This window comes from Frondihabitans sp. 4ASC-45 (assembly GCF_049472575.1).
In the GTDB taxonomy this organism is placed as follows: domain Bacteria; phylum Actinomycetota; class Actinomycetes; order Actinomycetales; family Microbacteriaceae; genus Frondihabitans.
The window spans coordinates 56532-69294 of record NZ_JBCEBN010000009.1 but is presented as its reverse complement, the minus strand read 5'-3'; the positions used below and the strand labels follow the sequence as shown (position 1 = coordinate 69294).

The 12763-nt window shown below is 64.8% G+C and carries 7 protein-coding genes; 3 read left to right on the top strand and 4 right to left on the bottom strand.

Annotated features, from left to right (window positions below; translation table 11 throughout):
* The first annotated feature begins 94 nt into the window (after nucleotides 1-94).
* On the top strand, nucleotides 95-1261 hold the full coding sequence (locus VH571_RS13830) for an ATP-binding cassette domain-containing protein (protein ID WP_423265056.1): 1167 nt from the start codon (nucleotides 95-97) through the stop codon (nucleotides 1259-1261).
* Nucleotides 1262-1311: 50 nt separating this feature from the next.
* Nucleotides 1312-1998: a hypothetical protein gene (locus VH571_RS13825; protein WP_423265055.1), complete on the top strand. Its 687-nt coding sequence runs from the start codon at nucleotides 1312-1314 to the stop codon at nucleotides 1996-1998.
* A 72-nt stretch (nucleotides 1999-2070) separates the two neighbouring features.
* On the opposite strand, the gene VH571_RS13820 is transcribed toward VH571_RS13825, so the two are convergent.
* From VH571_RS13820 to VH571_RS13805, 4 genes are all read right to left on the bottom strand, one after another.
* Nucleotides 2071-3108: a GNAT family N-acetyltransferase gene (locus VH571_RS13820; RefSeq protein WP_423265054.1), complete on the bottom strand. Its 1038-nt coding sequence runs from the start codon at nucleotides 3106-3108 to the stop codon at nucleotides 2071-2073.
* Nucleotides 3109-3345: 237 nt separating this feature from the next.
* Complete coding sequence (locus VH571_RS13815) at nucleotides 3346-7227, bottom strand: DNA-directed RNA polymerase subunit beta' (protein WP_123939619.1); 3882 nt, start codon at nucleotides 7225-7227, stop codon at nucleotides 3346-3348.
* A gap of 42 nt (nucleotides 7228-7269) precedes the next feature.
* On the bottom strand, nucleotides 7270-10761 hold the full coding sequence (gene rpoB, locus VH571_RS13810; RefSeq protein ID WP_423265053.1) for a DNA-directed RNA polymerase subunit beta: 3492 nt from the start codon (nucleotides 10759-10761) through the stop codon (nucleotides 7270-7272).
* Nucleotides 10762-11103: 342 nt separating this feature from the next.
* The gene (locus VH571_RS13805) at nucleotides 11104-11730 is read right to left on the bottom strand and encodes a LysE/ArgO family amino acid transporter (RefSeq protein WP_423265052.1); all 627 of its coding nucleotides are present in this window, start codon (nucleotides 11728-11730) and stop codon (nucleotides 11104-11106) included.
* Between the two features lie 69 nt (nucleotides 11731-11799).
* On the opposite strand from VH571_RS13805, the gene VH571_RS13800 reads away from it, so the two are divergent.
* Nucleotides 11800-12723, top strand: coding sequence for a LysR family transcriptional regulator ArgP (locus tag VH571_RS13800; RefSeq protein WP_423265051.1), 924 nt, complete (start codon nucleotides 11800-11802; stop codon nucleotides 12721-12723).
* Nucleotides 12724-12763 lie beyond the last annotated feature (40 nt).

The window sequence follows — 12763 nt, the reverse complement described above, 5'->3', positions numbered from 1 at the left end:
TGGAGCGGCGGGCTCGTACCCGCCGCTCCCCCTCCTCGAAGTACGAACGGAGCATCATGCCTCAGACCGAGCCTGGTTCCTCTCGCCCCGCCCGATGGATAACGCAGGAATCCTGGGCCTGCCCCGTCCTGGCGGCGGTGAGTCTTGTCCTAGTCATTTACGACACGCGGGCGTCTCTTGTCCCGCTAGGCGTCGCATTCGCGCTCTTCGCCCACTTGGGTCGACGCGCTGGAGAGCGGTCCGAACCCCGGCATGCCGTCATGGCGGCACTCCCCCTCATAATGGCGATTATCGTCATCTACATCGTTCGATGGTTGGCCTCGTGAGCGTCAGTAACGCCTCGGCCGGTCTCGTAGTAGCGGGTCTCGAAAAGAGCTATCGGGGCGCAGTCGTCGTGAGCAACGTCTCCTTCCAATGCGCACCCGGAACCGTAACTGCGTTTCTGGGCCCGAATGGATCCGGTAAGTCGACGACCCTGCGAATGATCACCGGGCTAGCGCGGCCGGACCTCGGTACGAGCACGTTTGACGGGAAGACAATGGCCGAGCTCGAGAACGCGGGATTGTCTGTCGGCGTGCTTCTCGACGCCAGCGCCCATCACACGGGAAGGTCGGTGAGAGAAACCATAGCTCTCGCGTGCGTCATCCTTGGCGTGTCCGAGTCGCGCGGAACGGAATGCATCGACTTCGTCGGGCTCTTATCTGCGGCAAAGCGCCGGGTAGGAGCATTGTCGTTGGGAATGCGCCAACGCCTCGGACTGGCTATCGCGCTCCTCGGCGACCCGGCCTACCTGATTCTGGACGAGCCTGCCAATGGCCTTGACCCGGAAGGTATCGACTGGATGAATCAGTTTCTCCGAGATTTCGCCGCCCGCGGCGGGACGGTTCTGCTCTCGAGCCATCACCTCAATGACATCGAAGGGGTGGCCGATCACTTTGTGATCCTCGACAAGGGTCGAGTGACCGCGGACTACGAAAGGGATGCACTCCCGTCGCGGGCCGCGACGTCGTTTGTGCCGCGCGATCCCCGTGCTTTCGTCCGAGCCCTTGATGAGCGAGGCATATCGTGGACAAAATCCCCACACGACTCCGGCATGCTCGCCGACGCGGATTCGGTGTCGATCTGGCAGCTCTCAACAGAACTGGGTGAGCCTCTCGAATCTTTGAATCCGCTCACACGTCAGTCTTTGCACTCCGTGTTTCTCTCGTCCACGACCGGAGAGTTCGTTGGCGGGACCCTCACAAAGCGAGACGCGCTATGACAACAGCCAGACGTCTTCTCCACGCCGAATTGCGAAAGTGCATTGACACGGTGGCATCTCGCTGGGTGGTCGTTGTCATGATCGCGCTCAGCTGCGCGGCACTCACGATCAACAGGGTGGCTGAGGTCGACGACTTCGGCACGTTCCTCCGAGGAGCAACACTGCCCCTCCCGGCTCTTCTTCCCATCCTGGCCGTCCTGGCCACGACCGGCGACTGGAGTCAACGGTCAGCGATGACGACTTTTGTACTCGTTCCCCGGCGATCCCTGGTTATCGGTGCACGGCTCGTCGCAGCGCTCCTCATGGTCTTGGCGGTGACCGCTGTCATCTCCGTCATCTCGTTGGCAACGTTTCTCGTCTTGTTCCCCAGCCACGCCTCGACCGTCCTCACCGCGCGGACCCTCCTGAGCCTCCTGTCGATGACAGGGCTCTCTTTCGCTGCGTTACTCACGGGGACGGCAGCAGGATTTCTTCTTTTGAATACACCTCTCGCGATCACGACGACGCTTCTGCTCCCGTTTGTCTACGACGTCGGGATGGCACTTGCTTTCCCGTCAGTGGCGCCGTGGGTCTCGGTACTGGCTTTTAGTGCCTGGATGACGCAACCGGAATGGGCCTGGACAACCACTGAGGGTACCGAGGTCGGGATAGGTCCCGCGCTGACCTCGCTCGTCTTGTTCATCCTGGTTCCAATCGCGATCGGTTGGTGGCGACAGGTCCGACGCGAGGTGAAGTGATGTCGGGCTCACCATCTTGGATGCCTCCGAAACCCGTCTCACACCGTGGAGTGGAAACAGGCACTTCGACTTCTAAATGTTTTTCACGAGCGATACCGATCGGTTGATAGGCGTGAACCCGAGGCCGGCGTAGAGCCCTGTCGCACCGGTCGGGCTCTCGGAATCGACGTCGAGGGTCGCGTGCGAGAGCCCGGCGTCGCGAAAGGAGCGCATCGTGTGGTTCAGCAGCGCCTGCGCGACCTTGCGGCCTCGCCACCCGCGGCGCACCCCCACGTAGTCGATGTAGCCGAAGGAGTGCCCGGCTGCGGCCCACTCCTCCTCGTTGACGCTCGACAGCACGAAGGCCACGACCTCGTCGCTTGCCGGGTCGACGGCGACGAACGAGAGATCGGGTCGCGCGGTCGGCAATGCGCGCGCGACCTCCCAGTCAGCAGCCGGCGTCGCCTGCGAACCCCAGTGATCGCGGAAGACGTCGTTGCGAGCGACGCGCGTGCGCTCCGACAGCGCGGCGGTGAAAGGCTCGAGACGAAGCGCAGGATCCAGCGGCACGTCACCGATCTCGTCGTCGAGGGCGCGGGTCAACTCGAACCACCACCGCCGCAGCTCGTAGTCCCATTGCTCGTGCAGGCCTATCTTGTCCGTCGCCGCCTCGTCGGCGAAGGTGATGAGCCAGCCGGGGTGTGCCCCCTCGACACTCGCGAGCTGCTGACGCCCCCGCGCCTCGTGCCACCGCATCAGTGCCTGCCCGATACCCTCGCCGCGTCGGTCGAGACGGACGCTCCCATCGACCACGACTTTGACGACCCCTGTCACCTCGTCGAACGGGAGGAGGGTCGAGAGCGCGTATGCGACGAGCGCGCCGTTCTCATCGAACCCGACGAGAGAATCGCGGTCGAGGTCGACCCCGTCGCGCGTGAGATCGTGCTGCATTTCTTCCAGCGTCACGACGTAGCGGGGGTGGTCCACGGCGCCGGCCTCGCGCTCGAGGGCGGTGATCGCTGCGGCGTCGTGGGCCGTAGCCGGGCGCCAGGCGACGCTCGGCGTGTGCGGCCGGTCGACGGTGGCGGGGGCAGCTGCCCGATCGCGGAGGGATTTCGGTGCCTGATCCATGCCGTCCATCCTGCCGCGTGAGGAGCGCCCACCCGAATTCGAAGGAGAAACCGGGGAGCGACCCCGCCGGATCCTGATGTTCTCGTCGCCGGCCGGGGGTTTTTCCTTCAAATTTGCATCAGGGGCGTAGAGCCTCAGGGCGCGGGGCGGAGGGAGCCCGGCGGGGGACGCGGAAAGGCCCCGCCGCACCGGAGTGCAGCGGGGCCGTGCCTGGATCCTTGGACCCATTGTTCGGATTTAGTTGTACGTACCCGGCGTGAAGTCGTCGCTCGAGAACGAGTCGAAGTCGACGAAGCTGAGGTCAGCCTCGTTGAACGACGCGTCGTCGGTGAAGACACGGTTCGGGTAGCGCTCGGCCTTTGCCTCTTCGGTGGCCTCGACGGCCACGTCGCGGTAGCGGCTGAGGCCGGTACCGGCCGGGATCAGCTTTCCGATGATGACGTTCTCTTTCAAGCCCATCAGCGGGTCGGACTTGCCCTCCATGGCGGCCTGCGTGAGCACACGCGTGGTCTCCTGGAACGAAGCGGCCGACAGCCACGACTCGGTCGCGAGCGAGGCCTTGGTGATTCCGAGGACCTCCTGACGAGCCGAAGCCGTCTTCTTGCCCTCGGTCAGAGCCGCACGGTTGATCTCGTTGTAGCGCATCCGGTCGACGAGCTCACCGGGGAGCAGGTCGGTGTCGGCGTGGTCGACGACGGTGACCTTGCGGAGCATCTGACGAACGATGACCTCGATGTGCTTGTCGTGGATCGGCACACCCTGCGAACGGTAGACGTCTTGGACGCCACCGACGAGGTGCTGCTGAACCGCACGGACGCCCTTGACTCGCAGGACCTCCTTCGGGTCGACCGCACCGGCGATGATCTGCTGACCGAGCTCGACGTGCTGACCATCTTCGATGAGGAGGGTCGAACGCTTGAGCACCGGGTAGATCACCGGCTCGTCGCCGTTGTCGGGGGTGAGGATCACGCGACGTGCACGGTCGGTGTCTTCGATCTGCACACGGCCGGCGCTGTCGGCGATGGGCGACGCACCCTTGGGGGTACGGGCCTCGAAGAGCTCCGTCACGCGGGGAAGACCCTGCGTGATGTCGTCTGCCGAAGCCGAACCACCGGTGTGGAAGGTACGCATGGTCAGCTGCGTGCCGGGCTCACCGATCGACTGGGCCGCGATGATGCCGACCGCCTCTCCGATGTCGACGAGGTTGCCGGTGGCGAGCGAACGGCCGTAGCACTTCGCGCAGACACCGACGGCCGACTCACACGTGAGGACCGAGCGCACCTTGATGGTCTCGACACCCGCGGCGACCAGCTGGTCGATCAGGACGTCTCCGACATCGGCGCCAGCCTCGGCGACGACCGTGCCCTTGGGGTCGACCGCGTCGGCCGACAGGGTGCGGGCGTAGACGGTGTTCTCGACCGTCGCATCGCGGACCAGGACACCGTCGGCGCCAGGAGCAGCGATGGGCATCTCGAGACCGCGGGAGGTACCACAGTCGTCTTCACGGATGATGACGTCCTGCGACACGTCGACGAGACGACGAGTCAGGTAACCCGAGTCGGCCGTACGGAGAGCCGTGTCGGCCAGACCCTTACGAGCACCGTGCGTCGCGATGAAGTACTCGGCGACCGACAAACCCTCGCGGTACGAGGAGATGATCGGACGAGGGATGATGTCACCCTTCGGGTTGTTCACCAGACCACGCATACCCGCGATGTTGCGGACCTGCAGCCAGTTACCACGAGCACCCGACGTCACCATGCGGTTGATGGTGTTGTTCTTCGGGAAGTTCGCGCGCATCGCAGCGGCGACCTCGTTGGTCGCCTCTGTCCAGATCTTGATCAGGTCGGCGCGACGCTCGGCGTCGGAGATGAGGCCCTTGTCGAACTCGCCCTGCACAGCCGCAGCCTGCTTCTCGTAACCCGCGACGATCTCCGGCTTGCCGGGAGGCGTGAGGATGTCGGAGAGAGCAACGGTGACACCGGAACGCGAGGCCCAGTAGAAGCCCGCGTCTTTGATGTTGTCGAGAGCTGCCGCGACGGCGACCTTCGGGTACCGCTCGGCGAGGTCGTTGACGATCGTCGAGAGGACGCCCTTGTCGGTGACCTCCTGGACGAACGGGTAGTCCTCGGGGAGAGCCTCGTTGAAGATGGCGCGACCCAGAGTGGTCTCGACCAGGGTGGTGTCACCCTCGACGTAACCGGCGGGAGCGTCGCCCTCGGCGAAGGTCAGACCCGGGATACGGATCTTCACGACGGCGTTGAGGTCGAGCGAGTGCTGATCCTTGGCCAGGATGGCCTCGGAGACGGACGAGAACGCGCGGCCCTCACCCGTGGCACCCTCGGTGACCGTCGTCAGGTGGTGCAGACCGATGATCATGTCCTGTGCGGGCAGGGTCACCGGACGACCGTCGGACGGCTTCAGGATGTTGTTCGACGCCAGCATCAGGATGCGGGCCTCGGCCTGGGCCTCGACGCTCAGCGGGAGGTGGACAGCCATCTGGTCGCCGTCGAAGTCGGCGTTGAACGCCGCGCAGACGAGCGGGTGCAGCTGGATGGCCTTGCCCTCGACGAGGAGAGGCTCGAAGGCCTGGATGCCGAGACGGTGCAGCGTGGGCGCGCGGTTCAGCAGAACCGGACGCTCACGGATGATCTCTTCGAGGACATCCCACACCTGCGGGCGCGAACGCTCGACCATGCGCTTGGCGCTCTTGATGTTCTGAGCGTGGCTGAGGTCGATGAGGCGCTTGATGACGAACGGCTTGAAGAGCTCGAGAGCCATCTGCTTGGGCAGACCGCACTGGTGCAGCTTCAGCGTCGGTCCGACGATGATGACGGAACGACCCGAGTAGTCGACGCGCTTTCCGAGGAGGTTCTGGCGGAAACGACCCTGCTTTCCCTTGAGCATGTCGCTCAGGGACTTCAGGGCGCGGTTGCCGGTACCCGTGACGGGGCGACCACGGCGGCCGTTGTCGAACAGTGCATCGACGGCCTCCTGCAGCATCCGCTTCTCGTTGTTGACGATGATCTCGGGAGCACCGAGGTCGAGCAGACGACGAAGACGGTTGTTGCGGTTGATCACACGACGGTAGAGATCGTTGAGGTCGGAGGTCGCGAAACGGCCACCGTCGAGCTGCACCATGGGGCGGAGCTCGGGCGGGATGACCGGGACGACCTCGAGGACCATGGCGGCCGGCGAGTTGCCGGTCGACAGGAACGACGACACGACTCGGAGACGCTTGATGGCGCGGATCTTCTTCTGACCCTTGCCGTTCGCGATCTGGTCGTGGAGGATCTCGGCCTCGGCCTCGAGGTCGAACGACTGGAGACGCTTCTGGATCGCCTCGGCGCCCATGTGGGCCTCGAAGTAGATGCCGAAGCGGTCCTGGAGCTCGTGGAAGACGGCGTCTTCCGGCTTCAGGTCGCCGACCTTGAGGGTGCGGAAGTCTTCCCAGACGCGCTCGAGACGGTTGATGTCTTCGTCGAACGCCTTACGCGTCTGCGACATCTCCTTCTCGGCACCGTCTTTTGCACGACGCTTCTGGTCGCTCTTGGCGCCTTCCGCCTCCAGGGCGGCCAGGTCGTCTTCGAGCTTCTTCAGACGGTCGGCGATGCGGGTGTCGCGCTGCGACTCGAGCTGCTTGATCTCGAGACGAAGCTCGTTCTCAAGACCCGGCATGTCAGCGTGACGACCCTCGTCGTCGATCGAGATGACCATGTAGGCCGCGAAGTAGATGACCTTCTCGAGGTCTTTCGGCGCCATGTCGAGCAGGTAGCCGAGACGCGACGGAACACCCTTGAAGTACCAGATGTGCGTGACGGGTGCGGCGAGCTCGATGTGGCCCATGCGCTCGCGTCGGACCGAGGACTTGGTGACCTCGACGCCGCAGCGCTCGCAGACGATTCCTTTAAATCGGACTCGCTTGTACTTACCGCAGGCGCACTCCCAGTCGCGGCTGGGCCCGAAGATCTGCTCTCCGAAGAGGCCGTCTTTCTCGGGCTTGAGCGTGCGGTAGTTGATGGTTTCCGGCTTCTTGACCTCACCGTGCGACCAGGCGCGGATGTTCTCAGCCGTAGCGAGACCGATCCGCAGCTCATCGAAAGTTGTTGCTTCGAGCAATGTTTATCCCTTTTTCGAAAAGTGTCTTTGAGAGGGTGAGGCTTAGATCTCGTCGATGTTCGACGATTCGAAGCGAGAAGAGATGTTGATGCCGAGCTCTTCCGCAGCGCGGAACACCTCGTCGTCGTTGTCGCGCAGGCTGACCGTCTGACCGTCGGCCGAGAGGACCTCGACGTTCAGGCAGAGCGACTGCATCTCTTTGATGAGGACCTTGAAGCTCTCGGGGATGCCGGGCTCCTGGATGTTCTCACCCTTGACGATTGCCTCGTAGACCTTGACGCGGCCGAGGATGTCGTCGGACTTGATGGTCAGGAGCTCCTGGAGCGCGTAAGCGGCTCCGTAGGCCTCGAGGGCCCAGACCTCCATCTCACCGAATCGCTGACCACCGAACTGCGCCTTACCACCCAGCGGCTGCTGCGTGATCATCGAGTACGGACCGGTCGAACGAGCGTGGATCTTGTCGTCGACCAGGTGGTGCAGCTTCAGGATGTACATGTAGCCGACCGAGACGGGCTCGGGGAAGGGCTCACCGGAACGGCCGTCGAACAGCTGGGCCTTGCCGGACGAGCCGATGAGGCGCTCGCCGTCGCGGTTGACCAGCGTGGAGTCGAGCAGACCGGCGATCTCGTCTTCGGATGCACCGTCGAACACCGGGGTGGCGACCTTCGTGCCGGGCGACGCCTGGAGGGCGTGCTCGGGAAGGTTGTTGGCCCACTCCTGGATTCCGTCGACGTTCCAGCCCTGCTTGGCGATCCACCCGAGGTGGATCTCGAGCACCTGGCCGAAGTTCATTCGACCGGGAACACCCAGCGGGTTGAGGACGATGTCGACGGGGGTTCCGTCGGCGAGGAACGGCATGTCTTCGATCGGGAGGATCGTGGAGATGACGCCTTTGTTGCCGTGACGACCCGCGAGCTTGTCGCCCGCGGTGATCTTGCGCTTCTGGGCGATGAAGACGACAACGCGCTGGTTGACGCCCGAGCCGAGCTCGTCGTCGCCATCCTGCGAGTCGAAGACCTTGACGCCGATGATCGTGCCCTGCTCGCCGTGAGGCACCTTCAGGGACGTGTCGCGGACCTCGCGGCTCTTCTCGTTGAAGATCGCGCGGAGCAGGCGCTCCTCGGCGCTGAGCTCGGTCTCGCCCTTCGGCGTGACCTTGCCGACGAGGATGTCGCCGGGGCGAACCTCGGCACCGATGCGGATGATGCCGCGCTCGTCGAGGTCGGCCAGCAGATCCGGGCTGACGTTGGGGAGGTCACGGGTGATCTCCTCCTTGCCGAGCTTGGTGTCGCGAGCATCGACCTCGTACTCCTCGATGTGGATCGAGGAGAGCGTGTCGTCTTTCACCAGGTTCTGGCTCAAGATCATCGCGTCTTCGTAGTTGTAGCCCTCCCACGGCATGAACGCCACGAGGAGGTTCTTGCCGAGCGCGAGCTCGCCGTTCTCGGTCGCGGGACCGTCGGCGAGGACTTCGCCGACCTCGACACGCTGGCCGGCCTCGACGATGACGCGGTGGTTGTACGACGCACCCTGGTTGGAGCGGTCGAACTTGCGCAGGTAGTAATCCTGCGTGCCACCCTCGTCGAGCTGCACGGTGACGACGTCGGCCGAGACCTCGAGGACCACACCGGCCTTGTCGGTCGTGACCACGTCGCCGGCGTCGATGGCGGTGTAGCCCTCCATGCCGGTACCGACGAGCGGCGACTCGCTGCGGACGAGCGGGACAGCCTGACGCTGCATGTTGGCACCCATGAGGGCGCGGTTCGCGTCGTCGTGCTCGAGGAACGGGATGAGCGACGTAGCGACCGACACCATCTGGCGCGGCGAGACGTCCATGTAGTCGACCTCGTCTTTGTCGACGAGCTCGACCTCGCCGCCCTTCTTACGGACGAGCACCTTGTCGTCGACGAAGTCGAACTTGTCGTTGAGGGGTGCGTTCGCCTGGGCGACGACGTAGTCGTCTTCTTCGCTGGCGGTCAGGTAGTCGATCGTCGTGGTGACGTTGCCCTTGCTGACACGACGGTACGGCGTCTCGATGAAGCCGAACGAGTTGATGCGGGCGAAGGACGCCAGCGAGCCGATCAGACCGATGTTCGGGCCTTCCGGGGTCTCGATGGGGCACATGCGGCCGTAGTGCGACGGGTGGACGTCGCGAACCTCGACACCGGCGCGCTCGCGGCTCAGACCACCGGGCCCGAGAGCCGAGAGCCGACGCTTGTGGGTCAGACCCGAGAGCGGGTTGTTCTGGTCCATGAACTGCGACAGCTGCGAGGTTCCGAAGAACTCCTTGATCGCGGCGACGACGGGGCGCACGTTGATCAGGGTCTGGGGGGTGATCGCTTCGATGTCTTGCGTGGTCATGCGCTCGCGGACGACGCGCTCCATGCGGGAGAGACCGGTGCGGACCTGGTTCTGGATGAGCTCGCCGACGGCGCGGATACGACGGTTGCCGAAGTGGTCGATGTCGTCGATGTCGAGACGGATCTCGACCGGGTTGCCGTCGCGGGTGCCGCTGATCGTCTTCTGCTCGGCGTGGAGCGAGACGAGGTACTTGATCGTGGCGACGATGTCGTCGACGGTCAGCACCGAGTCGGTCAGCGGGGCGTCCATGCCCAGCTTGCGGTTAATCTTGTAGCGACCCACCTTCGCCAGGTCGTAGCGCTTCGGGTTGAAGTAGAAGTTGTCGAGGAGCGCACGCGCGGCCTCGGCAGCGACCTGCTCGCCCGGGCGGAGCTTGCGGTAGATGTCTTTGAGGGCCTCTTCTTTGGTGAGGACCGTGTCTTTTTCGAGAGTGGCCTCGATCGAGGCGAAGCCCTTGAACTGCTCGGCGATGTCTTCGCTCGTGAGGCCGAGGGCCTTGAGGAACACGGTGACGCTCTGCTTGCGCTTGCGGTCGATGCGGACGCCGACCTGGTCGCGCTTGTCGATCTCGAACTCGAGCCAGGCACCGCGGCTCGGGATGATGCGCGACGAGTAGACGTCTTTATCGGAGGTCTTCTCGGGGGTGCGGTCGAAGTAGACGCCGGGCGAACGGACGAGCTGCGACACGACGACACGCTCGGTGCCGTTGATGATGAAGGTGCCTCGCTCGGTCATGAGCGGGAAGTCGCCCATGAACACGGTCTGCGTCTTGATCTCACCGGTGAGGTGGTTCATGAACTCGGCGTTGACGTAGAGAGGAGCCGCGTAGGTCTTGCCGCGCTCCTTGCACTCGTCGATGGAGTACTTGGGCTCTTCGAGCTCGGGAGCCGTGAACGAGAGCTGCATCGTCTCGCCGAGGTCTTCGATCGGCGAGATCTCTTCGAAGATCTCTTCAAGGCCGGAGTTGACGGCGAGGTCGGTGCGGCCGGCAGCCTGGCCATCGGCCAGTCGCCCCTTCCACACGTCGTTGCCGACCAGCCAGTCGAAGCTCTCCGTCTGAAGCGCCAGCAGGTCGGGGACCGTGAGCGTGTCGGTGATCTTCGCGAACGAAAGCCGTGATGCGGCGCGGCCGTTCTTGGGTGAGTTGGTTTGTGCGTTGGGCGCAGCAGCCAAGGAAACTACCTCCGTGGACCCATAGGGCCCTGTCGTCTGTTGGGACGTGTCGTCTGTTGGGACAGTACGTTGTGGTTGTGTGGAGTGGAGCTCGCCAGGTGTCGGGAGGCCGAGACCTCAGACAAAACATCCACCTCGGTGGCGGCGTGAACCGACACAGCGACCGTGTCAGCTAACACAGTCTCGAAGCACCTCAGTCGACCGCAATATGACGTCTGAAAGCATGGGGAGCGCAAAGGTCAACTATATGTGGGTGTGACGCGCCCTGTCCAGTGGGGTCGTTGACCTTTTTCTCATCGACCGGTATAAGCGTCGTGCGGTGGGCAGATCCGGGCCGAAGGGTCAGGCGCCGAGGGCCAGCCGCAGACCCAGCGCGATCATGACGACGGCGATCAGGGCGTCGAGCACCCGCCAGGCCGACGGGCGGGCGAAGACGGGGCGAAGGATCCGCGCACCGAACCCGAGCCCGGCGAACCAGAGGCAGCTCGCCAGCACTGCCCCCGCGGCCCACCACCAGCGTTCGTCGGGGCCCTGACGGTTGGCGACCGACCCCAGGAACACGATCGTGTCGAGGTACACGTGCGGGTTCAGCCAGGTGAGCGCGAGGGCGGTCAGCACGGCCCGTCGCGCCGACAGCCCGGTCGACGCGTCGGACGCGTCGGACGCCAGGAGGACAGCCGGGCGGAACACACGCCTCGCGGCGAGGAGCCCGTAGCCGAGGAGGAAGGCCGCCCCGACGACTCGGATCACGACCAGTGCGACCGGCGCCGCATCGACGAGCGCGCCGACCCCGACGACGCCCGCGACGATGAGCACCGCATCCGACACGGCGCAGATCACGACGACCGGGGCGACGACGCCGAACCGACCCTCGATGCCGGTGCGCAGCACGAACGCGTTCTGTGCGCCGATGGCCACGATGAGCGAGAGGCCGGTGAGGAGTCCGAAGAGCGCGGGAAGGAGATGCACGGAGTTACCGTAGAGCCGACTGGGGGATGCAGGCCAGCTAAAGTTCTTTAGGATCCTTAAGCTTGCCTTATGCAGAGGGACCAACTCGAGACACTCGCCGCGCTGATCGACAGCGGCACCTTCGAGGCCGCGGCGAGCCAACTGCACATCAGCGCCTCGGCGGTCTCGCAGCGGGTGAAGGCGATGGAGCAGAATGCCGGCCAGATCTTCGTGCGTCGGACGACACCCGTGACGCTGACCGAGGCCGGCACGGTGGTGCTGCGGTATGCACGCCAGGTCGAACTCCTCGAGACGGAGACCGCCGCGGCTCTCGCCCGGGTCTCGGGCTCCTCCGGCGACAGCGGGGCGACGCTCATCCCCCTGGCCGTCAACGCCGACAGCCTCGCCACCTGGTTCCTCGAAGCGCTCGCAGGACTCGACCGCCAGCTCACGTTCGACCTCCACCGCGAAGACCAGCAGCTCACGACCGACCTGTTGCGCGCCGGCACCGTGATGGCCGCGGTGACCTCAACGAGAGACGCCGTCCAGGGCTGCACCACCGAGGCGCTGGGCGCGATGAGGTACCGAGCGGTGTGCTCGCCGGGATTCGCTGAGCGGTGGGGCGTTGCGCCGGATCCTTCGGTTCTGGACGGCACCAAGGATCCTTCGGGTCGACGACTCGAGACGGCCCCGGTCGTTCACTTCGACCGGAACGACGATCTGCAACTCGCCTTTCTCCGGCGGCTCGGGCTCCGGACGGATGCCGGGCCGCGACACTACATTCCGACGTCGGACGACTTCGCACGGGCGGTTACGCTCGGATTCGGGTGGGGTGTGCTGCCGGAGCAGCAGTGCACCGGGCCGCTGGCCGACGGGATGCTCGTGGAACTCGCGCCGACGCAGCCCGTCGACGTACCGCTCTACTGGCAGCGGTGGAACCTGACCTCGGTGACGCTCGATGCGGTGTCGGAAGCAGTGCGCGTGGCGGCGCGGGCGGCATTGCGGCAAGCGTGAGCCGGAAGTTGGAAGTGCACTGGCCGGTCTCCGGGAGAAC

What these genes read in the sequence shown, in the direction of transcription:
- VH571_RS13830 (WP_423265056.1), top strand. Translation starts at nt 95, where the DNA reads ATGGATAACGCAGGAATCCTGGGCCTGCCCCGTCCTGGCGGCGGTGAG.
- VH571_RS13820 (WP_423265054.1), bottom strand. Translation starts at nt 3,108, where the DNA reads ATGGATCAGGCACCGAAATCCCTCCGCGATCGGGCAGCTGCCCCCGCC.
- VH571_RS13800 (WP_423265051.1), top strand. Translation starts at nt 11,800, where the DNA reads ATGCAGAGGGACCAACTCGAGACACTCGCCGCGCTGATCGACAGCGGC.